The 22948-nt window shown below is 67.4% G+C and carries 23 protein-coding genes; 18 read left to right on the forward strand and 5 right to left on the reverse strand.

Translation table 11 applies throughout. The annotated features are described in order from the left end of the window. Positions 1–142 precede the first annotated feature (142 nt). The gene (serA, locus tag AB6807_RS37600) at positions 143–1372 is read right to left on the reverse strand and encodes a phosphoglycerate dehydrogenase (protein WP_116909141.1); all 1230 of its coding nucleotides are present in this window, start codon (positions 1370–1372) and stop codon (positions 143–145) included. Between the two features lie 181 nt (positions 1373–1553). On the opposite strand from serA, the gene ugpB reads away from it, so the two are divergent. The 6 genes from ugpB to AB6807_RS37630 all read left to right on the forward strand — a co-directional run bounded on the left by ugpB (position 1554) and on the right by AB6807_RS37630 (position 9094). Continuing rightward, entirely contained in the window at positions 1554–2867 is a 1314-nt protein-coding gene (gene ugpB / locus AB6807_RS37605) for a sn-glycerol-3-phosphate ABC transporter substrate-binding protein UgpB (protein WP_116909142.1), read from the forward strand. 128 nt (positions 2868–2995) lie between these two features. Further along, complete coding sequence (gene ugpA, locus AB6807_RS37610) at positions 2996–3877, forward strand: sn-glycerol-3-phosphate ABC transporter permease UgpA (protein ID WP_116909143.1); 882 nt, start codon at positions 2996–2998, stop codon at positions 3875–3877. A gap of 54 nt (positions 3878–3931) precedes the next feature. Continuing rightward, the gene (ugpE, locus tag AB6807_RS37615; RefSeq protein ID WP_116909144.1) at positions 3932–4780 is read left to right on the forward strand and encodes a sn-glycerol-3-phosphate ABC transporter permease UgpE; all 849 of its coding nucleotides are present in this window, start codon (positions 3932–3934) and stop codon (positions 4778–4780) included. 15 nt (positions 4781–4795) lie between these two features. Beyond that, positions 4796–5803, forward strand: a complete 1008-nt coding sequence (ugpC, locus tag AB6807_RS37620) for a sn-glycerol-3-phosphate ABC transporter ATP-binding protein UgpC (RefSeq protein WP_116909145.1) — start codon at positions 4796–4798, stop codon at positions 5801–5803. A gap of 2 nt (positions 5804–5805) precedes the next feature. After that, positions 5806–6552 carry a glycerophosphodiester phosphodiesterase gene (gene ugpQ, locus AB6807_RS37625; protein ID WP_371088573.1) on the forward strand — a complete coding sequence of 249 codons (747 nt, stop codon included), beginning with the start codon at positions 5806–5808 and terminating at the stop codon, positions 6550–6552. 52 nt (positions 6553–6604) lie between these two features. Continuing rightward, the gene (locus tag AB6807_RS37630) at positions 6605–9094 is read left to right on the forward strand and encodes a DUF3772 domain-containing protein (RefSeq protein ID WP_371088574.1); all 2490 of its coding nucleotides are present in this window, start codon (positions 6605–6607) and stop codon (positions 9092–9094) included. A 45-nt stretch (positions 9095–9139) separates the two neighbouring features. Here AB6807_RS37630 and AB6807_RS37635 read toward each other — a convergent pair whose 3' ends face one another. After that, positions 9140–9610: an Lrp/AsnC family transcriptional regulator gene (locus AB6807_RS37635; protein ID WP_116909148.1), complete on the reverse strand. Its 471-nt coding sequence runs from the start codon at positions 9608–9610 to the stop codon at positions 9140–9142. A gap of 221 nt (positions 9611–9831) precedes the next feature. Here AB6807_RS37635 and AB6807_RS37640 point away from each other — a divergent pair, with 221 nt between their 5' ends. The 4 genes from AB6807_RS37640 to AB6807_RS37655 all read left to right on the forward strand — a co-directional run bounded on the left by AB6807_RS37640 (position 9832) and on the right by AB6807_RS37655 (position 13127). Continuing rightward, entirely contained in the window at positions 9832–10836 is a 1005-nt protein-coding gene (locus AB6807_RS37640) for an ABC transporter substrate-binding protein (RefSeq protein WP_371088575.1), read from the forward strand. Between the two features lie 73 nt (positions 10837–10909). Then, positions 10910–11806 (forward strand): ABC transporter permease, encoded by an 897-nt coding sequence (locus AB6807_RS37645; protein ID WP_116909150.1) that lies wholly within the window; start codon positions 10910–10912, stop codon positions 11804–11806. Beyond that, positions 11806–12600 carry an ABC transporter ATP-binding protein gene (locus AB6807_RS37650; RefSeq protein WP_371088576.1) on the forward strand — a complete coding sequence of 265 codons (795 nt, stop codon included), beginning with the start codon at positions 11806–11808 and terminating at the stop codon, positions 12598–12600. Before AB6807_RS37645 ends, AB6807_RS37650 begins: the two co-directional genes overlap by 1 nt. Continuing rightward, a complete protein-coding gene (locus AB6807_RS37655; protein ID WP_371088577.1) occupies positions 12600–13127 on the forward strand; it encodes a GNAT family N-acetyltransferase in 528 nt (175 codons plus the stop codon). Before AB6807_RS37650 ends, AB6807_RS37655 begins: the two co-directional genes overlap by 1 nt. A 7-nt stretch (positions 13128–13134) precedes the next feature. Here AB6807_RS37655 and AB6807_RS37660 read toward each other — a convergent pair whose 3' ends face one another. Next, the gene (locus AB6807_RS37660) at positions 13135–13413 is read right to left on the reverse strand and encodes a hypothetical protein (RefSeq protein ID WP_371088578.1); all 279 of its coding nucleotides are present in this window, start codon (positions 13411–13413) and stop codon (positions 13135–13137) included. Positions 13414–13525: 112 nt separating this feature from the next. On the opposite strand from AB6807_RS37660, the gene hemA reads away from it, so the two are divergent. The 6 genes from hemA (at position 13526) to AB6807_RS37690 (ending at position 19127) form a co-directional block, all read left to right on the forward strand. After that, positions 13526–14797: a glutamyl-tRNA reductase gene (gene hemA / locus AB6807_RS37665; RefSeq protein WP_371088579.1), complete on the forward strand. Its 1272-nt coding sequence runs from the start codon at positions 13526–13528 to the stop codon at positions 14795–14797. A 101-nt stretch (positions 14798–14898) separates the two neighbouring features. After that, positions 14899–15987 (forward strand): peptide chain release factor 1, encoded by a 1089-nt coding sequence (gene prfA / locus AB6807_RS37670; RefSeq protein ID WP_371088580.1) that lies wholly within the window; start codon positions 14899–14901, stop codon positions 15985–15987. Beyond that, entirely contained in the window at positions 15987–16841 is an 855-nt protein-coding gene (prmC, locus tag AB6807_RS37675) for a peptide chain release factor N(5)-glutamine methyltransferase (RefSeq protein ID WP_371088581.1), read from the forward strand. Before prfA ends, prmC begins: the two co-directional genes overlap by 1 nt. Before the next feature lie 29 nt (positions 16842–16870). Continuing rightward, positions 16871–17197 carry a Grx4 family monothiol glutaredoxin gene (grxD, locus tag AB6807_RS37680; protein WP_093134857.1) on the forward strand — a complete coding sequence of 109 codons (327 nt, stop codon included), beginning with the start codon at positions 16871–16873 and terminating at the stop codon, positions 17195–17197. A 49-nt stretch (positions 17198–17246) separates the two neighbouring features. Then, positions 17247–17765, forward strand: a complete 519-nt coding sequence (locus tag AB6807_RS37685) for a cupin domain-containing protein (RefSeq protein ID WP_116909157.1) — start codon at positions 17247–17249, stop codon at positions 17763–17765. Positions 17766–17816: 51 nt separating this feature from the next. Next, a complete protein-coding gene (locus tag AB6807_RS37690; RefSeq protein WP_116909158.1) occupies positions 17817–19127 on the forward strand; it encodes a hemolysin family protein in 1311 nt (436 codons plus the stop codon). Positions 19128–19161: 34 nt separating this feature from the next. Here the strand turns inward: AB6807_RS37690 and AB6807_RS37695 are convergent, their stop codons facing one another. Together AB6807_RS37695 and AB6807_RS37700 are read right to left on the reverse strand one after the other, a co-directional pair. Further along, a complete protein-coding gene (locus AB6807_RS37695) occupies positions 19162–19842 on the reverse strand; it encodes a lytic transglycosylase domain-containing protein (RefSeq protein WP_371088582.1) in 681 nt (226 codons plus the stop codon). Beyond that, the gene (locus tag AB6807_RS37700) at positions 19839–21584 is read right to left on the reverse strand and encodes a proline--tRNA ligase (RefSeq protein ID WP_371088583.1); all 1746 of its coding nucleotides are present in this window, start codon (positions 21582–21584) and stop codon (positions 19839–19841) included. The genes AB6807_RS37695 and AB6807_RS37700 overlap by 4 nt, the downstream gene beginning before the upstream one ends. 147 nt (positions 21585–21731) lie before the next feature. Here AB6807_RS37700 and AB6807_RS37705 point away from each other — a divergent pair, with 147 nt between their 5' ends. Together AB6807_RS37705 and AB6807_RS37710 are read left to right on the forward strand one after the other, a co-directional pair. Beyond that, the gene (locus AB6807_RS37705; protein WP_116909161.1) at positions 21732–22397 is read left to right on the forward strand and encodes an RNA pyrophosphohydrolase; all 666 of its coding nucleotides are present in this window, start codon (positions 21732–21734) and stop codon (positions 22395–22397) included. After that, complete coding sequence (locus AB6807_RS37710; protein ID WP_207786674.1) at positions 22348–22938, forward strand: CNP1-like family protein; 591 nt, start codon at positions 22348–22350, stop codon at positions 22936–22938. Before AB6807_RS37705 ends, AB6807_RS37710 begins: the two co-directional genes overlap by 50 nt. Positions 22939–22948 lie beyond the last annotated feature (10 nt).

The following is a 22948-nucleotide window of genomic DNA, read 5'->3' on the forward strand; positions in this document are numbered from 1 at the left end:
CGGGCTGGGGATTTTAGGGCAGGCCTCGGGGTCTTGCCTCGTGGCGTGCCGGCCGCCCTTGTGCTAGGGGCGCCGGCGGGCTGAATGCCGCGGCGCCCTCACCCCAACCCGCTCCCCGGGGGGGAGGGAGCAAGCCAGCGCGTCAGAACAGCACGCGGCTGCGGATGGTGCCGTTCACCTTCGCCAGCTTCTCCAGCGCCAGGTCGGAGGAAGCCGCGTCGATGTCCATCACCACGTAGCCGACCTTCTCGTTGGTCTGCAGGAACTGCGAGGCGATGTTGATGTGGTTGTCCGAGAAGATCTTGTTGATTTCCGACAGCACGCCCGGCACGTTGCGGTGCACGTGCAGCAGCCGGTGCTTGCCCGGGTGCGCCGGCAGCGCCACTTCCGGGAAATTGACCGACGAGATCGAGGTGCCGTTGTCGCTGTACTTGACCAGCTTCTCGGCCACCTCGCCGCCGATGTTGGCCTGCGCCTCCATGGTGGAGCCGCCGATGTGCGGGGTCAGGATCACGTTGTCCAGGCCGCGCAGGGCCGACACGAACTCGTCCTTGTTGCTGCCCGGCTCGACCGGGAACACGTCGATGGCGGCGCCCCAGAGCTTCTTGGCCTTGATGGCGTTGGCCAGCGCCTCGATCTCGACCACCGTGCCGCGCGCGGCATTGATGAGAATGCCGCCCGGCTTCATGGCGGCGATTTCCGCCTCGCCGATCATCCACTTGGTGGAGGGGAGCTCGGGCACGTGCAGGGTGACGATGTCGCTCTGCGCCAGCAGGTCGTGCAGCTTGGGCACCTGGCGGGCGTTGCCCAGCGGCAGCTTGCTGACCACGTCGTAGAAAGCCACGTGCATGCCCAGCGCCTCGGCCAGCACCGACAACTGGGTGCCGATGGAGCCGTAGCCCACGATGCCCAGGGTCTTGCCGCGGATTTCATGCGAATTGACAGCCGACTTGAGCCAGCCACCGCGGTGCGCCAGCGCGTTTTTCTCGGGAATGCCGCGCAGCAGCAGGATGGCTTCGGCCAGCACCAGTTCGGCCACCGAGCGCGTATTGGAATAAGGCGCGTTGAACACCGCCACGCCGCGCTCGCGGGCCGCGTCCAGGTCGACCTGGTTGGTGCCGATGCAGAAGCACCCCACGGCCACCAGCTTCGGCGCGGCCGACAGCACGTCGGCGGTGAGCTGGCTTTGCGACCGGATGCCCAGGAAGTGCACGTCGGCCAGCTTGGCCTTGAGCTCTTCGCCCTGCAGGGCCTTGGGCAGGGTCTCGATCTGACTGTAGCCAGCCCCTCGGATCACCTCGATGGCCGAGGGATGAACACCTTCAAGAAGAAGGAACTTGATCTTGCTTTTGTCGAGAGAGGTTTTGCTCATGCACCGAAGGCTAGCATGGTGCAGCGCAACAAGTTGGTGCGCTGAACGGGAGCGCGGATGGTCAAAAGGGTTTCCCCGGTTTGAGTCAAATCGCGTTCATGCGAAAAGAAACGCCGCGAAACGTTCACATTAGTAACCTAATATCGCGTCCTTTTCAGAACCACCTCCAGGAGTTTTCCACATGCGCTTCAAGACGCTTGCCATCGCCTCGGCGCTGGCCACCACGCTGGCGATGCCAGTGATTGCCCAGGCACAAACCGAGATCCAATGGTGGCATTCCATGGACGGTGCGCTGAACGACTGGGTCAACGACCTGGCCAAGCAGTTCAACGAGAGCCAGAAAGAATACAAGGTCATCCCCACCTACAAGGGTGAGTACGACCAGTCCATGGCCGCCGGCATCGCCGCCTTCCGCTCGGGCAACGCACCCGACATCCTGCAGGTGTTCGAAGTGGGCACCGCCACCATGATGTATTCCAAGGGCGCCATCAAGCCCGTGGCCGACGTCATGAAGGAAGGTGGCCAGAAGTTCGACCCCAAGGCGTACATCCCCGCCGTGGCCGGCTACTACACCGCCCCCAGCGGCCAGATGCTGTCGTTCCCGTTCAACAGCTCCACGACGGTGTTCTATTACAACAAGGACGCCTTCAAGACCGCCGGCCTGGACCCCGAAAAGGCCCCCGCCACCTGGCCTGAAGTCGTTGCCGCCGCCGCCAAGCTGAAGGCCAGCGGCAGCCAGTGCCCGTTCACCACCTCGTGGATGAGCTGGGCCCAGCTCGAGAGCTTCTCGGCCTGGCACAACACCTCGTACGCGACCAAGAACAACGGCTTCGGCGGCCTCGACGCCCGCCTGGAATTCAATTCGCCGTTGCATGTTCGCCACTTCGAGAACCTGTCCAACATGGCCAAGCAAGGCCTGTTCGTCTACAAGGGCCGCGCCAGCAAGCCCATCACCTCGTTCACCTCGGGCGAGTGCGCCATGTTCATCGGCTCGTCGGGCAGCTACGCCAGCGTGAAGCGCGATGCCAAGTTCAAGTTCGCCGAGTCGGCGCTGCCGTTCTACCCGGACGTGCAGGGCGCACCGCAGAACACGATCGTGGGCGGCGCCAGCCTGTGGGTCATGTCGGGCAAGCCGGCCGACCACTACAAGGGCGTTGCGCAGTTCTTCACCTTCCTGTCGAGCCCCAAGGTGCAGTCGGACAGCCACATCCGCACCGGCTACCTGCCGATCACCATGGCTTCCTATGAGCTGACCGAAAAATCGGGCTTCTACAAGGAAAACCCGGGTACGGACGTTGCCGTGACGCAAATGATCAAGAAGACCACGGACAAGTCGCGTGGCGTGCGCCTGGGCAACCTGCCCCAGATCCGCGCCATCGAAGACGAGGAAACCGAGCTGATCTGGACCGGCAAGAAGACCCCGAAGGAAGCCCTCGACAGCGCGGTAAAGCGCGGAAACGAACTTTTGGTGAAATTCCAGGCCGCAAACAAGTAAGCTCTGCACCCGGATCGGCGCGAACGAATGTTCGTTTCGGTTCGTTTTAACCCCGCCGCAAGCCAGCCTGCCCCGTGCAGTGCTGGCTGTTTGCTTATTTGTGTGTCTGTGACCTGAACGCTCCCCCCATGGAAAAACGCGTCCTCTTCCGTTCGAGCTGGCTGCCCTGGGCCTTGCTGGCCCCGCAGCTGATCATCGTCGGCGTCTTCTTCTTCTGGCCCGCCGGCCAGGCGCTGGTGCAGTCGCTGCAGCAGCAGGACGCGTTCGGCAACTCGGTCACCTGGGTGGGCCTGGACAACTTCGTGGCGCTGTGGAACGACAGCACCTACATGGCCTCGTTCCAGACCACGCTGATCTTCTCTGCGCTGGTGACGGTGCTGGGCCTGAGCATCGCGCTGCTGCTGGCCGTGTTCGCCGACCGCGTAGTGCGCGGCTCGCGCTTCTACCGCAGCGTGCTCATCCTGCCGTACGCGGTGGCGCCGGTGGTCACCGGGCTGCTGTGGTCGTTCATGTTCTCCTCGTCCATCGGCATCGTGGCCTACTGGCTCAAGAAGATGGGCTTCAGCTGGAACCACCTGCTCAACGGCAACGACGCCATGGCACTGGTGGTGATGGCCGCCGTGTGGAAGCAGATCTCGTACAACTTCCTGTTCTTCCTGGCGGGCCTGCAGTCGATTCCCAAGTCGCTGATCGAGGCCGCCGCCATCGACGGCGCGCGCCCGATGCGCCGCTTCTGGACCATCCAGTTCCCGCTGCTCACGCCCACCACGTTCTTCCTGCTCGTGATCAACATGGTGTACGCCTTCTTCGACACCTTCGCGATCATCGACGCCACCACGCAGGGCGGCCCCGGCAAGGAAACCGCCACGCTGGTCTACCGCGTGTACTTCGACGGCTTCCGCGGCATGGACTTCGGCGGCGCCGCCGCGCAGTCGGTGGTGCTGATGGCCATCGTCATCTGCCTCACGGTGCTGCAGTTCCGCTACGTCGAAAAGAAGGTCCAGTACTGATGACCTCCTTCACCACCCCCATGCAAACCACTCTCTCGACGACGGAGGCCCGCCATGGTTGAGCGCCGCGCTTCCCTGGGCATCCTGGCCCACGCCATCATGATCTTCGGCGTGATCCTGGTGGTCTTTCCCATCTACCTGGCCTTCGTCGCCTCCACGCACACGCCGCAGGAAATCATGCAGGCGCCGATGCCCATCCTGCCGGGCGGCAACTTCTGGGAAACCTACAAGGCCGCGCTCACCGGCGGCGGGCGCACCAGCACCAACGTGTCGGTGGCCCGCATGATCTGGGTCAGCTCGGTCATCACCTTCATCATCACCTTCGGCAAGATCAGCATCTCGCTGCTGTCGGCCTTCGCGGTGGTGTACTTCCGCTTTCCGCTGCGCAGCCTGTGCTTCTGGCTGATCTTCATCACGCTGATGCTGCCGGTGGAAGTGCGCATCGGCCCGACGTACCAGGTGGTGGCCAGCCTCGGCATGATCAACACCTTCGCCGGGCTCTCGGTGCCGCTGATCGCCTCGGCCACGGCCACCTTCCTGTTCCGCCAGTTCTTCCTGACGGTGCCCGACGAGCTGGTGGAGGCCGCGCGCGTCGACGGCGCGGGCGCCATGCGCTTCTTCAAGGACATCCTGCTGCCGCTGTCGAAGACCAGCATCGCGGCGCTGTTCGTGATCCAGTTCATCTACGGCTGGAACCAGTACCTGTGGCCGCTGATCGCCGCGACCAGCGAAAACATGTACCCCATCGTGGTCGGCATCAAGGCCATGACGGGCAACGGCGAATCGCCGGTGGACTGGAACGTGGTCATGGCCACCGCCGTCCTGGCCATGCTGCCGCCGGGCATCGTGGTGGTGCTGATGCAGAAGTGGTTCGTCAAGGGCCTGGTCGATACCGACAAATAAAACGCTGAACGAAAAATGGCTGCTCTCTCTCTACGCAACGTCATCAAGCGCTACGGCCACGGGCCGAAAGCCAACCAGGTCATCCACGGCGTGAGCGCCGAGATCGCCGACCATGAATTCATCGTGATCGTCGGGCCCTCGGGCTGCGGCAAGTCCACGCTGCTGCGCATGGTGGCCGGCCTGGAGGAAATCTCCGCCGGCGAGATCGCCATCGGCAACAAGGTGGTGAACAACCTCGAGCCGTCCGAGCGCGACATCGCGATGGTGTTCCAGAACTACGCGCTCTACCCGCACATGACGGTGTTCGCGAACATGGCCTACGGCCTGAAGATCCTGAAGGTGCCGGTGCCCGAGATCAAGGCGCGCGTGGACAAGGCCGCGAAGATCCTCGAGCTGGGCCACCTGCTGGAGCGCAAGCCGCGCGAACTCTCCGGCGGCCAGCGCCAGCGCGTGGCCATGGGCCGCGCCATCGTGCGCCAGCCGCAGGTGTTCCTGTTCGACGAGCCGCTGTCCAACCTGGACGCCAAGCTGCGCGCGCAGACCCGCCTCGAGATCCAGAAGCTGCACCGCGAGCTCGGCATCACCTCGCTGTTCGTCACGCACGACCAGGTCGAGGCCATGACGCTGGCGCAGCGCATCATCGTGATGAACGGCGGCGTGATGGACCAGTTCGCCACGCCCGAGGAGGTGTACAACCGCCCCGCCACCACCTTCGTGGCCAGCTTCATCGGCTCGCCGCCCATGAACCTGCTCAAGCAGGCACCAGGCGTGCGCCCGGGCAAGACGCTGGGCATCCGCCCCGAGCACATGAAGCTCGACGAGAACGGCTGGACCGTGCAGGTCGAGCAGGTCGAGCTGCTGGGCGCCGAGCGCCTGGTGTACGGGCGCATCGGCGACGAGCAGATCATCATGCGCACCGACGAAGGCGACCACCCGCCGGTGGCCGGCGACACGGTGAAGATCGCCGCGCGCGAAGACAAGCTGCACTGGTTCGACGCCGGCTCCGGCAAGCGCGCAGACTGAGCATGGCCCTGGCAACACCCTGGCCCTACCCACGCTGGGTCGCGCACCGCGGCGCCGGCAAGCTGGCACCCGAGAACACGCTGGCCGCCTTCAAGCTGGGCGCCGCGCACGGCTACCGCATGTTCGAGTGCGACGCCAAGCTCAGCGCCGACGGCGTGCCCTTCCTGATGCACGACGCCACGCTCGAGCGCACCACCAGCGGCCGCGGCATCGGCGGCGAGCAGCCGTGGAACACGCTGGCGCAGCTCGACGCGGGCGGCTGGCATTCGCGCGGCTACGCTGGCGAGCCGCTGCCCACGCTGGAAAACGTCGCGCGCTTCTGCCTGGCCAACGGCCACCTGCTGAACATCGAGATCAAGCCCACGCCCGGCGCCGGGCGCCAGACCGGCGAAGTGGTGGCGCGCGAAGCCGCGCGCCTGTGGCAGGGCGCGGCCGTGCCGCCGCTGCTCACCTCCTTCCAGGTCGATTCGCTCAAGGGCGCGCAGGCCGTGCAGGCCGAGCTGCCGCGCGGCCTGCTGCTCGACAAGCTGTGGGACGGCTGGCTCGACACCGCGAAGCAGCTGGGTTGCGTCGCCATCGTCTGCAACCACGCCCTGTGGGACGCCGAGGTGGTGGCACAGGTGCACGGCGCGGGCCTGCGCGCGCTGAGCTACACGGTGAACGACGAGTGGGCCGCGCAGCGGCTCATCGCGCTGGGCACCGACGGCATCATCACCGACCGGGTCGACCTGTTCAGCCCTGCCGGCTGAGCCGTACGTTTCTTACAGGCCCTTACCGCAGGGCCGCTTCTATGATGCGGCCATGAAACGGACCTCTCGCCTGGCGAGCCACTGCCTCGCCATCCTGCTGGCCCTGTCGATGTTCGGCGTTGCCTTCGCGCAGCCCGACGCCAGCATGAACGCCGGCAGCGGCAACCCCAACAACAGCGCCAACACCGCCACCCCGGCGCCCGCCGCCCCCACGGTGGCCGACCTGCGCGCGCAGTTCAACAAGATCACGGCGGACCCGGGCAAGGATGGCAAGGACGGCGCCCGGGACAGCGAAGAAGACCCGCGCAAGCAGCTCTCGCTCATCAACGACATCGGCGCGCAGGCCGACAAGTTCGTGGCCGCGCGCACCGGCGACCTGGCCGACCTGAACGCGCGGCTCGGCGAGCTCGGCAACCCGCCGGCCGCCGGCACCACCGAAGACCCCGACATCACGCGCCAGCGCACGCGGCTCACCAAGGAGCGCAACGCGCTCGACGCTGACATCCGGCTGGCCAAGCTGCTGTCCATCGACGTGCGCCAGCGCGGCGCCGACCTCGTCACGCAGCGGCGCCAGGTGTTCGAGGCGCAGCTCACCGAGCGCGCGGCCTCGCCGCTGACCGGCGCCTTCTGGAGCGACCTGCAGGACGCCTGGCCCGACGACGTGGAGCGGCTGCAGGCCATGGGCTCGGCGCTGAAAGACGGCTTCGAGCAGGCGCTGGCGAGCGCCTCGCGCACGCCGGTGGTCGCCGCCCTGCTCGGCGCGCTGCTGCTGGCGCTGGCGGGCATCTGGGCGGCCGAGCACGGGCTCGTGCGCCTGGCCATGCGGGTGCTGCCGGCCGGACGGCTGCGGCGCTCTTTGCTGGTGATTGCCATCGTCGCGACCCACGTGCTGCTGGTGGCGGTGGCCGCGCACGGCTTCGTCGAAGTGCTCAAGGCGCACGCCACCTGGGACGCGCAGGCGCGCAAGGCGCTGCAATCGACGGCGCAGGCGCTGACCTTCATGGCCTTCGTCATCGGGCTGGGCCGTGCGCTGCTGGCCACCTCGCGCCCTTCGTGGCGGCTGCCGCCCATTCCCGACGCCATGGCCGCCAGGCTTGCCGCGCTGCCGTGGCTGGTGGCGCTGGTGGCCGCGCTGGCCTGGACGCCGGCCGAGGTCAACGCGCTGATCGACGCCAGCTTCGCGGCCGTGGTGGCCACGCACGTGCTCACCGCGCTGATCCTCACCGCGCTGGTGGGCACGGTGATCTACCGGCTCAAGGCACTGCGCGCCGACGCGCCCGAAGCCGGCCTCCCCGAGCGGCCGATGTGGGTCGGCCTGCTGGTGGCGCTGATCGGGGTGCTGATGATCGCCATCTGGGTGCTGGTGGCGCTGGGCTACGTGGCGCTGGGCAGTTTCCTGGCCTCGCAGCTGACCTGGACCGGCATCGTGGCGGCGGCCTTCTACGTGCTGTTCAAGTTCGCCGACGACGTGTTCATGGCCATCGTGTCGTCCCGCAGCGCCTTCGGCCAGAAGCTGCAGAAGAGCTTCGGCCTGGCGCCGCAGACGCTGGACCAGGCGGCCACGGTGCTCTCAGGCATCAGCCGTGTGGCGCTGTTCGTGTACATGCTGATCGCGCTGGCCGCGCCGCTGGGCACCTCGCCGGGCGAGGTGTTTCAGCGCAGCGGCAAGCTGGGCTCGGGCGTGAAGGTGGGCGAGTTCCAGCTGGTGCCGGGCGCCATCCTGAGCGCGCTGGCGGTGGCGCTGGTCGGCTTCATCGTGCTGCGGGTGTTCAAGCGCTGGCTGGAGCGCAGCTACCTGCCCAACACGCAGTTCGAGCCGGGCATGCAGAGCTCCATCACCACGCTGCTGGGCTACGTGGGCGGCATCCTGGTGATTGCCTTCACGCTGTCGGCGCTGGGCATCGGCATCGAGCGCATCGCGTGGGTGGCCAGCGCGCTGTCGGTGGGCATCGGCTTCGGCCTGCAGGCCATCGTGCAGAACTTCATCTCGGGGCTGATCCTGCTGGCCGAGCAGCCGGTGAAGGTGGGCGACTGGGTGGTGCTGGGCACGGCCGAGGGCGATGTGCGCCGCATCAACGTGCGGGCCACCGAGATCCAGCTGGGCGACCGCTCGACGCTGATCGTGCCCAACTCCGAATTCATCACCAAGACCGTGCGCAACATGACGCTGGCCAACGCCGAAGGCCGGGTGCTGATTCGCCTGCCGATGCCGCTGACCACCGACGCGCAGCGCGTGCGCGAGCTGATCCTGTCGGCCTGCAAGGCGCACGAGGGCGTGCTGGAAACGCCGGCGCCCTCGCTCACGCTCGAGGGCATCGAGAACGGGCTGCTGATCTTCCAGGCCATTGCCTACGTGCCGAGCCCCCGGCTGGCGGGCGGGGTGCGCAGCGACCTGCTGTTCGTGATCCTCGACGAGCTGAAGAAGGCCTCGCTGCCCTTGGCGGTGCCGACCATGGTGATGGCGGCGTCCACGCCGGAGCCGCTCGCCACGCCCGCGGTGCCTTCGTCGCCCGCGTCGCCGATTCCCGGCATGCCGAGCTGAGGGCCCGGCACCGAAGCTGGCTTCCGCGCCAGCTTCGGCGCCCGTTCACTCCAGCGGCAGCGCGGTAGTGAACTTGACCTCGTTCAGGCACACGCTGGAGCGCACCGCCGACACGCCCGGCATGTGCATCAGCGTGTGCATGAGGAACTGCGAGAGCGCCTCCAGGTCGTGCGCGACCACCTTGAGCACGTAGTCGAAGTCGCCGGTCACCGAATAGCACTCCAGGATCTGCTTCATGTCGGCGATCAGGTCCTGGAACTTGGGCAGCTCGTCGACATGGCCGCGCGCCATGGTCACGTGGATGAACGCGATCACGCCCAGCCCGATGTGACGCGCGTTCAGGCGCGCCGCGTAGCCGTGGATCAGCCCCAGTTCCTCCAGCCGCCGGTGCCGCCGCAGGCATTGCGCCGGCGACAGGTTGGCCGCCTCGGCCAGGTCGAGGTTGGACGCGCGGCCGTGCACCTGGAGGTGTTCCAGGATCTTCCGGTCGATCCGGTCCAGTGCGATGTCATGCAATTTAATTTCCCAATGCACCAAATGAATGCAATTTTAGGGCGCAAAGCGGGGTAAGTCCGGGCCTTCGATGCACCTTAATTGTGCAAAGTACGATCTAGACTTCGGGCCTCCCGGCGCCGCCCCGTTGCGGTGCCGGGACGCTGAACCCTGCTGCCCCTCTGGCTCCGGCTGCCGCCGGCGGCTTCAGACGCACTCTTTTTCCCACCCGGAGACCCTTTCCCGTGAAAAACGCCTCGCTTCGCACCCCTTTCAGCGCCATCGCCCTCGCCCTTCCGCTCGCCCTCCCCCTTGCTCTCGGCATGCTGGCCGCGGCGCCCTCCTTCGCGGCCGACACCAAGTCGGTGGCGGTGACGGCCATCGTCGAGCACCCGGCGCTGGACGCGGTGCGCGACGGCGTGAAGGCCGAGCTGAAGTCCGCCGGCTACGAAGAAGGCAAGAACCTGAAGTTCACCTACCAGAGCGCGCAAGGCAACGTGGGCACCGCCGCCCAGATCGCGCGCAAGTACGTGGGCGACGCGCCCGACGTGATCGTCGCCATCGCCACGCCGTCGGCGCAGGCCGTGGTGGCCTCGACCAAGACCATTCCGGTGGTGTACTCGGCCATCACCGACCCGGTGGCCGCCAGGCTGGTGAAGAACTGGGAGCCCACGGGCACCAACGTGACCGGCGTGTCCGACCTGTCGCCGCTGGAGAAGCACGTGGCCCTCATCAAGCAGGTGGTGCCCGGCGCCAAGCGCATCGGCGTGATCTACAGCCCGGGCGAAGCCAACTCGGTGGCCATCGTGGCCGCGCTGAAGAAGGCCGCCACCGACGCCGGCATGACCGTGGTCGAGGCCGCCGCCGCCCGCACGGTGGACGTGCCCACCGCCGCCCAGAGCCTGGTCGGCAAGGCCGACGTGATCTACACGCCCACCGACAACAACGTGGTCTCGGCCTTCGAAGGCATCGTGAAGGTGGCCCAGCAGGCCAAGCTGCCCGTGGTGGCCGCCGACACCGCCACCGTGGAGCGCGGCGCCGTGGCGGCGCTGGGCCTGAACTACAGCGACATCGGCCGCCAGACCGGCAAGATCGTGGTGCGCATCCTGAAGGGCGAGAAGCCCGGCACCATCGCCTCGCAGACCAGCACCAACTTCGAGCTGGTGGTGAACCCCGGCGCGGCCAAGTTGCAGGGCGTGACGCTGTCGGACGCGCTGCTGAAGACGGCCAAGGTCGTGAGCACCAAGTAATCGCACGACAACCCGACGGGCCGGCCTTCACGAGGCGGGCCCGTTTTTTCGTTCCGCCGGAAGCCTTCGCCCCATGTCCCTCATCGCCTCCCTGGGCGCCATCGAGATCGGTCTGATATTCGGACTGGTCGCGCTGGGCGTCTTCATGTCGTTTCGCATCATCAACTTTCCCGACCTCACGGTGGACGGCAGCTTTCCGCTCGGCGCCGCCGTGGCCGCGACGCTGATCGTCCTGGGCTGGAACCCGGTGGCCGCCACGGCGGTCGCCTGCGTGGCCGGCGCCGCGGCGGGCTGGGTCACGGCCTGGCTCAACGTGAAGCTGAAGATCATGCAGCTGCTCGCCAGCATCCTGGTGATGATCGCGCTGTACTCCATCAACCTGCGCGTGATGGGCAAGCCCAACGTGGCGCTCATCACCGAACCCACGGTGTTCAGCATGGTCGACTTCGGCGGCATGCCGGAGCAGTGGGCCAAGCCGCTGCTCCTGCTGCTCATCGTGATCGTGGCCAAGCTGCTGGTCGACATGTTCTTCGCCTCTGAAGCCGGGCTGGCGATGCGCGCCACCGGCGGCAACGCGCGCATGGCGCGGGCGCAGGGCATTTCGACCGACTTCCACACCATGGCGGGGCTGGCGCTGTCGAACGCGCTGGTGGCGCTGGCCGGCGCGCTGTTCGCGCAGAGCCAGGGCACGGCCGACATCTCGATGGGCGTTGGCACCATCGTGATCGGCCTGGCCGCGGTGATCATCGGCGAGACGCTGCTGCCCGCGCGCAGCATGGTCGTCACCACGCTGGCCTGCGTGCTGGGCGCGCTGCTGTACCGCTTTTTCATCGCGATGGCGCTGAACACCGACTTCATGGGCCTGCAGGCGCAGGACCTGAACCTGGTGACCGCCGTGCTGGTGGCCTTCGCGCTGCTGGTGCCGACGTACAAGCGCAAGCTGCGCGCGCTTTTCAAGGGAAAGAACTGATGCTGCGCGCCCAACAACTCGAGATGACCTTCAACCCGGGCACGCCCATCAAGAACCGCGTGCTGCGCGGGCTCAGCCTGGACATTCCCACCGGCCAGTTCGTCACCGTGATCGGCTCGAACGGCGCGGGCAAGTCGACCTTCCTGAACGCGGTGAGCGGCGACCTGATCGTCGACAAGGGCGGCATCGAGATCGACGGCAAGGACGTGACGCGCCTGAACGCCTGGCAGCGCTCGGGCATGGTGGCGCGCGTGTTCCAGGACCCGATGGCCGGCACCTGCGAGGCGCTGACCATCGAGGAGAACATGGCGCTGGCCTGGAAGCGCGGCGAGCGCCGGGCCTTCGGCTTTGCGCTGAACCGCAACCTGCGCGAGCTGTTCCGCGAGAAGCTGTCGATTTTGAAACTGGGGCTGGAAAACCGGCTGGCGGACCGCATCGGCCTGTTGTCCGGCGGCCAGCGCCAGGCGGTGAGCCTGCTGATGGCGTCGCTCAAGCCCTCGCGCATCCTGCTGCTGGACGAGCACACCGCCGCGCTGGACCCGAAGACCGCCGCCTTCGTGCTGGAGCTGACGGCCAAGATCGTCGAAGGCAGCCAGCTGACCGCGATGATGGTCACCCACAGCATGCGCCAGGCGCTGGACTACGGCTCGCGCACGGTGATGCTGCACGAGGGCCAGGTGATCCTCGACGTGGCCGGGCCGCAGCGCGCGGGGCTGGACGTGCCCGACCTGCTGCGCATGTTCGAGCAGACGCGCGGCGAAAAGCTCGACGACGACAAGCTGCTGCTGGCCTGATGACGCAGCCGGACGCCATCCTCGTGCGCGCCATGCGCGCGGACGACCTCGACGCGGTGCTGGCGATACAGCTCGCCTGCTACGGCGCGGGCTTCGTGGAGGACGGCGCGCTGATCGCGCGGCGCCTCGCGGCGGCGCCGCACACGGGCTGGGTGGTGGAACACCGGGGGGAACACCAGGGCGGTGTGCAGGCGTATCTGGCGGGCTATCCGTCGGTGGTGGGCAAGCTGACGCCGCTGCACGGGGAGTTCGAGGTGGCGGCCACGGCCGATTCGCTGTACCTGCACGACCTGGCGGTTCATCCCGACGCATCGGGCCTGGGGTTGGGGCCGCGGCTGGTGCGCCACGCCTGGACCCATGCGGCGCAGGCCGGCTGGCGGCATTCGACCTTGGTGTCGGTGCAGTCGTCGGTCGGGTTCTGGGAGCGCCAGGGCTATGCGCCGGCACAACCCGCCGGCACCGGGCAACAGGCGCGGCTCGCCACCTATCCGGGCGATTCGGTCTACATGCTGCGCCGGCTGGGCTGAGCGCTCTTCAGCGGCGCCAGCCGCGCATCGCCAGCCATTGCACGGTGCCGCAGACCACCACCAGCGCGGCGTAGGTCACCATGGTTCCGTCGCGCCCGGACACCACCAGGCCGGCCACCGACACCGCCACGCCCGCCAGGAAAGTGCATGCGCATTGCACCCACCAGCGCGGCACGCCGGCGCGCCGGCCGCCCACGAAACGTCCGGCAAAGACCAGCACCAGCGCCAGGAAGGCCGCGGGTGCCACAAAATTAAGCAGGTGATTCAGCAGGGCCAGCAGGTCCATCGGAAGGGGCGACGTGGGCGTCGGGTCATGCGGCCGGTGATATGGCTGTCATAGGGAAAGCCATTTGTCCCTGCGCAAGCCGGGTGCGGCTGCTGATTTTATAATCACGGCCATGTCAGTCTGGGCTCTCGGCTTGAACCACACGACCGCGCCGCTCGATCTGCGCGGTCGTTTCGCGTTCGCCCTCGACCAGATCGCCCCCACGTTGCAGAGCCTGCGCAGTTCCTTCGCCTCCGGCCGGCACCCCCAGGTCGAGGCGGCCATCATCTCCACCTGCAACCGCACCGAGATCTACTGCGCCTCCGAGCACATCGCGCTCGACCACACCTTCGGCTGGCTGGCCCAGAGCGGCGGCGTGGCCCCGGCGCTGCTGCGCTCGCATGCCTACACGCTGCACAACGACGAAGCCGCACGCCATGCTTTCCGCGTGGCCAGCGGGCTGGACTCCATGGTGCTGGGCGAGGCGCAGATCCTCGGCCAGATGAAGGACGCCGTGCGCGCCGCGGAAACCGCCGGCGCCCTCGGCAGCACGCTCAACCAGCTGTTCCAGCGCTCGTTCGCCGTGGCCAAAGAGGTCCGCACGGCCACCGAGATCGGCGCGCATTCCATCAGCATGGCCGCCGCCGCCGTGCGCCTGGCCGGCCAGCTCTTCGAAGACCTGCGCACCACGCGCGTGCTGTTCGTGGGCGCGGGCGAAATGATCGACCTGGCCGCCACGCACTTCGCGGCCAAGGAACCCAAGGCCATCGCCATTGCCAACCGCACGCTCGAGCGCGGCGAAAAGCTCGCCTCGCGCTTCGGCGGCGAGGCCATGCGGCTGGCCGACCTGCCCTCGCGGCTGGCCGAGTTCGACATCATCGTGAGCTGCACCGCCAGCACGCTGCCGATCATCGGCCTGGGCGCCGTGGAGCGCGCGCTCAAGGCGCGCAAGCACCGCCCCATGTTCATGGTCGACCTGGCCGTGCCGCGCGACATCGAGCCCGAGGTGAAGGCGCTCGAGGACGTCTATCTCTACACCGTCGACGACCTCGCCCAGGTCGTGCAACAGGGCCAGGCCAACCGCCAGGCCGCCGTGGCGCAGGCCGAGGTGATCATCGACGCAGGCGTGCAGAGCTTCATGCACTGGCTGGGCCAGCGTGGCACGGTGCCGCTGATCCAGCAGCTCAATGCGCAGGCCGACGAGTGGCGCGCCACCGAGATGGCGCGCGCGCGCAAGCTGCTGGCCAAGGGCGAGCCGGTCGAGGCCGTGCTCGAGGCCATGTCGCGCGGCCTCACGCAGAAGATGATGCACGGCGCCATGGCCGAGCTGCATGCGGGCGACGCCGCTTCGCGCGAGCAGACGGCGCAGACCATTTCGCGCCTGTTCCTGCGCAAAGAGCGTTAGCGACGCTGGTCAGCGGCCCGGCCTGTGTGCCGCGGCCTTTTGCGCCTTGCCGCTGCACCGCCGCGGCACCCCTTCCCCATTTTTTTCGAGCCTTCTTCGCCGTGAAATCATTTCTGCGCCACCAACTCGAACGCTACGTCCAGCGCCTGGGCGAGCTCGACTTCCTGCTTTCGCGCGAAGACATCATGAGCGACATGGCGCAGTACCGCACCATCTCGCGCGAGCACGCCGAAATCACGCAGATCGCCGGGCGCTACGAACGCTACAAGCAGCGCGAGGCCGACATCGCGGGCGCCACCGAGATGCTCGACGACCCCGACATGGCCGAGATGGCCAAGGAAGAAATCGCCGGGGCGCAAGCCGAGCTGGTGCAGCTCGAAGAAGAGCTGCAACGCCTGCTGCTGCCCAAGGACCCCGACGACGCGCGCAACGCCTTCCTTGAAATCCGTGCCGGCACCGGCGGCGACGAATCGGCCCTGTTCGCGGGCGACCTGCTGCGCATGTACACGCGCTACTGCGAGCGCGTGGGCCTGCGCTGCGAGATCGTGAGCGAGAGCCCGAGCGAACTCGGCGGCTACAAGGAAGTGGTGATCCGCGTGGTCGGCGATGAAGTGTTCGGCAAGCTGCGCTTCGAATCCGGCGGCCACCGCGTGCAGCGCGTGCCGGCCACCGAAACGCAGGGGCGCATCCACACCAGCGCCTGCACCGTCGCCGTGCTGGCCGAGCCCGACGAAACCGTGGCGGTGCAGATCAACCCGGCCGACCTGCGCATCGACACCTACCGCGCGAGCGGCGCGGGCGGGCAGCACATCAACAAGACCGACTCGGCCGTGCGCATCACGCACATCCCGACCGGCATCGTGGCCGAGTGCCAGGACGACCGCAGCCAGCACCGCAACAAGGCCAAGGCGCTGCAGGTGCTTTCGGCGCGCATCCAGGAGAAGGACCGCAGCGAGCGCGCCGCCAAGGACGCCGCCATGCGCAAGGGCCTGATCGGCAGCGGCGACCGCTCGGACCGCATCCGCACGTACAACTTTCCGCAGGGGCGGCTCACCGACCACCGCATCAACCTCACGCTCTACAAGTTGCTGGCCATCATGGAAGGCGACCTGGGCGACGTGCTGGACGCGCTGCGCGCCGCGCGCGAGGCCGAGCAGCTGGCCGAGCTGGAATCGAGCCTGCCGCCGTGATGGACACCGCCGACAACCCGCTGCCGTCGACCGTGGCGCAGGCGCTGGCCGCGGCCGTGGCGCTGGGCGTGGAGCGGCTCGACGCGCAGTTGCTGCTGCTGCACGCGCTGGGCCGCGCCCCGCACGACCGCGCCTGGCTGCTGGCGCACGACACCGATGCCATGCCCGAGGCGGCGTGGTCCGCGCTGGCCGCGCAGCTGTCGCGCCGCCTGGCGGGCGAACCGGTGGCCTACCTGCTGGGCGAAAAGGAATTCCACGGCCTCGACCTGAAGGTCGATGCCCGCGTGCTGGTGCCGCGCCCGGACACGGAAACGCTGGTCGAATGGGCGCTGGAGTGCCTCGAAGGCCATGCGGCACCGCGCGTGCTCGACCTGGGCACGGGCAGCGGCGCGATCGCGCTGGCCCTGCAGAACGCACGCCTCGACGCCCACGTCGATGCGGTCGATGCCAGCGCCGATGCGCTCGCGGTGGCGCAGGCCAACGCCCTGCGCCTGGGCCTGTCGGTGCGCTTCGCGCAGGCCGACTGGCTGGCCGGCGCAGGCACCGGCTACACGGTCATCGCCAGCAACCCGCCGTACATCGCCGCCGGCGACCCGCACCTGCCCGCCCTGCGCCACGAGCCGGCATCGGCCCTGGTGGCCGGCGCGGACGGCCTCGACGACATCCGCCGCATCGTGCGCGACGCGCCCGCCCACCTTGCCGAAGGCGGCTGGCTGCTGCTCGAACACGGCCACGACCAGGCCGCGCCCGTGCGGCAGCTGCTGGCCGAGCGGGGCTTTGCCGAGGTGCAAAGCCGCGACGACCTTGCCGGCATCGCGCGCTGCTCCGGCGGAATCTGGCGCGCGGTGAAATAATCCCCCCAGCCCACTTTTCAGGAGTTCCCATGTCCGACGCTCAACAACGCATCGACGACCTCGTCAAAACCAACGAACTCGTGCTCTTCATGAAGGGCAACGCCAGTTTTCCGATGTGCGGCTTCTCGGGCCGCGCCATCCAGATCCTGAAGGCCGTCGGTGTCGACACCAAGGCGCTGAAGACCGTCAACGTGCTCGAAGACGACGGCATCCGCCAGGGCATCAAGGAATACAGCAACTGGCCCACCATTCCGCAGCTCTACGTGAAGGGCGAGTTCATCGGCGGCTCGGACATCATGATGGAGATGTACGAATCGGGTGAGCTGCAGCAAGTGGTGAACGGCAGCCCGGCCTGATTGCACCGGAATTTCGCCGAAACTGCACCGAGACCGCGCTGAGGCTGAAATGAGCCACGATCACGGCCATTCGCATTCTCACGACGAGCCTTCGTCAGTGCCGCCCGAGCCGGCCTGGAAGCACGACGGCGTGCGCGTGGTCGGCGCCAACCAGCTCGACGTCAACACCGCGCAGACGCCCGGCATGAACCGGGCGGCCGCCATCAACTTCGCGCGCGTCGGCGCGCAGAAGCTGTGGGCCGGCACCGTCACCATCCACGCCGATGCCAAGACCGGCGCCCATCACCACGGCCCGCTCGAATCGGTGATCTACGTGGTGCGCGGCAAAGCCCGCATGCGCTGGGGCGACAAGCTGGAGTTCACGGCCGAGGCCGGTCCGGGCGACTTCATCTACGTGCCGCCCTTCGTGCCGCACCAGGAAATCAACGCCAGCGCGACCGAGCCGCTGGAGTGCGTGCTGTGCCGCAGCGACGGTGAAGCGGTAGCGGTCAACCTCGACATCGAGCCCGTCGAAAAACCTGAATCGGTGCTGTGGGTGGACCCCACGCACCCGCACGGCGGCGTCTGAGCGCTGGACCCGGCCGAGTCATGGCACCATGGCACTCTTCACCGTGCCACCATGACCCTGACCCAAAGCCTGCTCATCATCGTCTTGCTGATCGCGTTGAGCGCGTTCTTCTCCCTGGCTGAAATCACGCTGGCCGCCTCGCGCCGCCTGCGCCTGCGCCAGATGGCCGACGAAGGCGATCCCCGGGCCGAGAAGGTGCTTCGCGTGCAGGAGCAGCCGGGCCACTACTTCACCGTGGTGCAGATCGGCCTCAACGCGGTGGCCATCCTCGGCGGCGTGGTCGGCGAAGGCTCGCTCAGCCCCTACTTCGCGGTGTTCTTCGAGAAATGGCTCAGCGTGGAAGCCTCGGCCAACGTGGCGTTCCTGTGCTCGTTCGTGATCGTCATCGCGGTGTTCCTGGTGTTCGCCGACCTGTTCCCCAAGCGCCTGGGCATGAGCAACCCCGAGCAGCTCGCGGTGCGCATGGTCGGTCCGATGCAGCTGCTCATCACCACCTTCAAGCCGTTGGTGTGGTTCTTCACGCGTTGCACCGACCTGCTGTTCAAGGTGCTCGGCATGCCGATGGCGCGCGACGACAAGATCACCTCGGCCGACATCCTCGCCATGACCGAGGCCGGCGCGCGGGCCGGCGTGCTCGCGGTGCGCGAGCAGCAGGTGATCGCCAACGTGTTCGAGCTGGAAACCCGCCTGGTCAGCAGCGTGATGACCGCGCGCGACAGCATCGCCTGGTTCCTGCACGACGACCCCGAGTCGGTGCTGCGCGCGCGCATCGTGGCCGAGCCCTTTTCCGCCTACCCGGTGTGCGACGGCGACATCGACCACGTGCTGGGCTACGTGGATGCCAAGGACATGTTCCAGCGCGTGCTCAGCGGCCAGCCGCTGGCATTCGACCAGGGGCTGCCGCTGCACAAGGCGCTGGTGATTCCCGACCGGCTCTCGCTCACGGAAGTGCTCGAACAGTTCCAGCAGGCGCACGAAGACTTCGCGATCATCGTCAACGAGTACAGCCTGGTGGTGGGCGTGATCACCCTCAACGACGTGATGAGCACGGTAATGGGCGACCTGGTGTCGATGCCCGACGAAGAGCAGATCGTGCAGCGCGACGAGAACTCCTGGCTCATCGACGGCATCACCCCCATCCAGGACGTGCAGCGCGCGCTGCACATCGACGAACTGCCGCATTCGGAAGAGTACGAGACGCTCGCGGGCTTCCTGATGGTGATGCTGCGCCGCGTGCCGAAGCGCACCGACAACGTGACCTGGGGCGGCTACACCTTCGAGGTGATGGACGTGGACAGCTACCGCATCGACCAGGTGATGGTCACGAAGGGCTCGGGCACCGCGAAGGCGCCGGCCGGCTGACCGCCCACCGAAACCGCAGGGCGGATTGCGGCGTTCAGGCCGCCGAGCGGTCCTTGTCCTTCTCGCGCTCGCGTTCCCTGTCGTTGAACACCCAGAGCCGCTGGTTCGCGAACACCGCGTTCGGGTACGGCGACTTGCCGCGGCTGCCGTTGTAGCGGCCCAGCGTCATGTACAGGTCACCGCTCTCGCGGTCGAGGTAGTGGCGCAGGATGACGCAGCCGAAGCGCAGGTTGGTCTGCATGTGGAAGAGCTTGGCCGGGTCGGCGTCGCCGATCACGCGCGTCCAGAACGGCATGACCTGCATGTAGCCGCGCGCACCGGCACTGGACACGGCGAACTTGCGGAAGTTGCTCTCGACCTGCACCAGCCCCAGCACCAGGCTCACCTCGAGGCCCGAGCGCTTGGCTTCGTACCAGGCGGTCTGCAGGAACTCGATGCGCGAGGGCGCGTCGGGCACCTTCTTCTTGAGCCGTTCGCTCATCTCGCCGAGCCAGCGCAAGTAGGCCAGCCGGGCTTCGGTGTTCGGAAACTGGGGCACCGGCGGTGCCTTGTTGTGGATGGCCGAGCTCAGCGCGGTGCGCACCGAGTCGATCAGCGGCTCCTCGATCTGCGCGCCGGCCAGGGCGGTCGTGGGCAGCGACAGCGCGGCGAGGGCGCCCGCCGTCACGGCGCCGCCCATGCACTGGCGTCGCGTGAGGCCGCCCTCCGGGCTCATTTCGCGAGCTTGCCGGCGATGAATTCGGCGATGCCGACGGCAGGCACCTTGGTCGCGGCGGTGTCGCGGCGGTGCTGGTACTCGAGCTGCCCTTCCTTCAGGCCGCGGTCGGAGATGACCACGCGGTGCGGCACGCCGATCAGTTCCCAGTCGGCGAACATCGCGCCGGGGCGCTCGCCGCGGTCGTCGAGCAGAACGTCGACGCCCTTGGCCAGCAGCTCTTCGTAGAGCGCCTCGGCGGCGGTCTTGACCTCGGCGCTGCGGTCCATGCCGATGGGGCACACCACCACGGTGAAGGGCGCGATCGCGTCGGGCCAGATGATGCCGCGCTCGTCGTGGTTCTGCTCGATGGCAGCGGCCGGCAGGCGGGTGATGCCGATGCCGTAGCAGCCCATCTCGAGGAACTGCGGCTTGCCACCTTCGTCGAGGTAGGTGGCGTTCATGTCCTTGCTGTACTTGGTGCCGAGCACGAAGACGTGGCCCACTTCGATGCCGCGCTCGATGGCCAGCACGCCCTTGCCGTCGGGCGAGGCGTCGCCGGCGACCACGTTGCGCAGGTCGGCCACGAGCTCGGGTTCGGGCAGGTCGCGGCCCCAGTTCACGCCGGTCATGTGGAAGTCGACCTCGTTGGCGCCGGCGATCCAGTCGGCCATCACGGCCACTTCGCGGTCGGCCACGAGCTTCACCGGCTTCTTCAGGTTCAGCGGGCCCAGGTAGCCGGGCTTGCAGCCGAAGTGCTCGTCGATCTCGGCCAGCGTGGCGAAGCGGAAGCCCTTGTCGAGGCCGGGCAGCTTGCTGACCTTGATCTCGTTCATGTCATGGTCGCCGCGCAGCAGCAGCAGCCAGACCTGCGCGCCCTTGATGTTGCCGGCCGCGTCGACGATGTCGGTGGCCAGCACCAGCGACTTCACGGTGGTCGAGAGCGGCACGCCGAGCAGCACGGCGACGTCTTCGCAGGTGCTCTTGCCGGGCGTGGCCGTCTTCTCGAGCGCGTTGGCGGCGGCGGGGCGCGGGCCGGCCGGGGCGAGTGCCTCGGCCTTTTCCATGTTGGCGGCGTAGTTGCTGTCGGGGCAGTAGACGATGGCGTCTTCGCCGGTCGCGGCGATCACCTGGAACTCTTCGCTCAGGTCGCCGCCGATGGCGCCGCTGTCGGCCGCCACGGCGCGGTAGCGCAGGCCGAAGCGGTCGAAGATGTTGCGGTAGGCCTGGGCCATGACCTGGTAGCTCGCCTTGGCGGCGTCGAGGTCGCGGTCGAAGCTGTACGCGTCCTTCATGATGAATTCACGCCCGCGCATCAGGCCGAAGCGCGGACGGCGCTCGTCGCGGAACTTGGTCTGGATCTGGTAGAAATTCTTCGGCAGCTGCTTGTAGCTGCGGATTTCCTGGCGCGCGATGTCGGTCACCACCTCTTCGCTGGTGGGCTGGATCACGAAGTCGCGGTCGTGGCGGTCCTTGATGCGCAGCAACTCGGGGCCCATCTTCTCGAAGCGCCCGGTCTCCTGCCAGAACTCGGCCGGCTGCACCACGGGCATCGTCATCTCGACGGCGCCGGCGCGGTTCATTTCCTCGCGCACGATCGCCTCGACCTTGCGGATCACGCGCAGGCCCATGGGCATGTACGTGTAGATGCCCGTGCCGAGCTTCTTGATCATTCCGGCACGCGTCATGAGCCGGTGGCTCGCGACCTCTGCGTCAGCCGGCGCTTCCTTGAGGGTGGAGACAAAAAATCGGGAAGCTTTCATCGGGATCGGTGTGATGGATTCGCTGGATTCGAAGCGTGGAAGTGGGGGACTGCTCCCCCGGAGAGACCCTGAGAGCCTGGCATCGGCAGCTTGCCGAGGGGACCCCGGCATGCATAATCGACTCAGTTCAAAAATTGGGGTTTGATTATGCTCGACCGGGACGGCTTCAGGCCCAACGTCGGCATCATCCTGCTCAACCAGAGAAACCAGGTTTTCTGGGGCAAGCGCATACGCACACATTCCTGGCAGTTTCCGCAAGGCGGCATCGACCGCGGCGAAAGTCCCGAGCAAGCCATGTTCCGGGAACTGCATGAGGAAGTGGGGCTCCATCCGGAGCACGTGCGCATCGTGGCCCGTACCCGTGACTGGTTGCGCTACGAGGTGCCGGATCGGTTCATCCGCCGTGACGCACGGGGCCACTACAAGGGCCAGAAGCAAATCTGGTATTTGCTGCAACTTGTCGGACACGACTGGGATCTGAACCTGCGTGCCACCGACCATCCCGAATTCGACGCTTGGCGCTGGCACGACTACTGGGTGCCGCTCGACGTGGTCGTCGAGTTCAAGCGCGGCGTCTACGAGATGGCGCTCACCGAGCTTGCTCGCTACCTGCCAAGGCAGGATTTCCGCAACCGCTTCCTGCGCAGCAACGTGCGCGCTCGTGAGTTCGAGCGCCACTCGCTGGACGCCGGAGCGCCCCCCGGACTGGACCTGCCGCCCGGCGGCAGCTTCGATCCGCATCCCGACATTCCTTCCGCGAGCGATGAACCTCCTTCCCACAACAACGCGCCCTTCTTTCCGACGCAACGCTGAACGCGCGCTCCTGCTGGTGTGCTTCGGCATCCTCGCCGGCTGCGCATCGGGGCCGCACGACACCGACAACCCGGACTGGGCCCAGGCAGGTTCGCCGCCCCCGCCCAAGCGCTACGGCACCGACAAGGAATGGGAAGAAACCGCCGTGCCGCCGCCGCCGGCATTCAGCGAAAGCAAGCTGCTCGACATCACGATGCCGCCGTACATGAGCCTGAAGTTCGGCGTCGATCCGAGCACGATCGCCATCACGGGCGACGGCATCGTGCGCTACGTGGTGGTGGCGCACAACCGCAGCGGCGGCGCCGTCAATGCTTTCTACGAAGGCGTGCGTTGCTCGACCGCGGAAATGAAGGGCTACGCGCGCTTCAACAACGGCATCTGGCACGAGACGCCGACGCCCGAGTGGAAGCGGCTCAACGACATGAACTCCACCTACACCAAGGCGCTGGCGGTTCAGGGCCTGTGCCGCGGGGACGCACCGCGCGCTTCGGTCGGAGACATGGTGCAGAACATGCGCAACCCGGTACGGGAAGTGCAGTAAGACCGAGCCG

The organism is Variovorax sp. RCC_210 (assembly GCF_041355175.1).
Taxonomy (GTDB): domain Bacteria; phylum Pseudomonadota; class Gammaproteobacteria; order Burkholderiales; family Burkholderiaceae_C; genus Variovorax.

Excerpts from the sequence above, each read along its gene's own strand:
- serA (WP_116909141.1), bottom strand. The coding sequence starts at position 1,372 with ATGAGCAAAACCTCTCTCGACAAAAGCAAGATCAAGTTCCTTCTTCTT.
- ugpB (WP_116909142.1), top strand. The coding sequence starts at position 1,554 with ATGCGCTTCAAGACGCTTGCCATCGCCTCGGCGCTGGCCACCACGCTG.
- ugpA (WP_116909143.1), top strand. The coding sequence starts at position 2,996 with ATGGAAAAACGCGTCCTCTTCCGTTCGAGCTGGCTGCCCTGGGCCTTG.
- ugpE (WP_116909144.1), top strand. The coding sequence starts at position 3,932 with ATGGTTGAGCGCCGCGCTTCCCTGGGCATCCTGGCCCACGCCATCATG.
- ugpC (WP_116909145.1), top strand. The coding sequence starts at position 4,796 with ATGGCTGCTCTCTCTCTACGCAACGTCATCAAGCGCTACGGCCACGGG.
- ugpQ (WP_371088573.1), top strand. The coding sequence starts at position 5,806 with ATGGCCCTGGCAACACCCTGGCCCTACCCACGCTGGGTCGCGCACCGC.
- AB6807_RS37630 (WP_371088574.1), top strand. The coding sequence starts at position 6,605 with ATGAAACGGACCTCTCGCCTGGCGAGCCACTGCCTCGCCATCCTGCTG.
- AB6807_RS37645 (WP_116909150.1), top strand. The coding sequence starts at position 10,910 with ATGTCCCTCATCGCCTCCCTGGGCGCCATCGAGATCGGTCTGATATTC.
- AB6807_RS37650 (WP_371088576.1), top strand. The coding sequence starts at position 11,806 with ATGCTGCGCGCCCAACAACTCGAGATGACCTTCAACCCGGGCACGCCC.
- AB6807_RS37655 (WP_371088577.1), top strand. The coding sequence starts at position 12,600 with ATGACGCAGCCGGACGCCATCCTCGTGCGCGCCATGCGCGCGGACGAC.
- AB6807_RS37660 (WP_371088578.1), bottom strand. The coding sequence starts at position 13,413 with ATGGACCTGCTGGCCCTGCTGAATCACCTGCTTAATTTTGTGGCACCC.
- hemA (WP_371088579.1), top strand. The coding sequence starts at position 13,526 with ATGTCAGTCTGGGCTCTCGGCTTGAACCACACGACCGCGCCGCTCGAT.
- prmC (WP_371088581.1), top strand. The coding sequence starts at position 15,987 with ATGGACACCGCCGACAACCCGCTGCCGTCGACCGTGGCGCAGGCGCTG.
- grxD (WP_093134857.1), top strand. The coding sequence starts at position 16,871 with ATGTCCGACGCTCAACAACGCATCGACGACCTCGTCAAAACCAACGAA.
- AB6807_RS37685 (WP_116909157.1), top strand. The coding sequence starts at position 17,247 with ATGAGCCACGATCACGGCCATTCGCATTCTCACGACGAGCCTTCGTCA.
- AB6807_RS37690 (WP_116909158.1), top strand. The coding sequence starts at position 17,817 with ATGACCCTGACCCAAAGCCTGCTCATCATCGTCTTGCTGATCGCGTTG.
- AB6807_RS37695 (WP_371088582.1), bottom strand. The coding sequence starts at position 19,842 with ATGAGCCCGGAGGGCGGCCTCACGCGACGCCAGTGCATGGGCGGCGCC.
- AB6807_RS37700 (WP_371088583.1), bottom strand. The coding sequence starts at position 21,584 with ATGAAAGCTTCCCGATTTTTTGTCTCCACCCTCAAGGAAGCGCCGGCT.
- AB6807_RS37705 (WP_116909161.1), top strand. The coding sequence starts at position 21,732 with ATGCTCGACCGGGACGGCTTCAGGCCCAACGTCGGCATCATCCTGCTC.
- AB6807_RS37710 (WP_207786674.1), top strand. The coding sequence starts at position 22,348 with ATGAACCTCCTTCCCACAACAACGCGCCCTTCTTTCCGACGCAACGCT.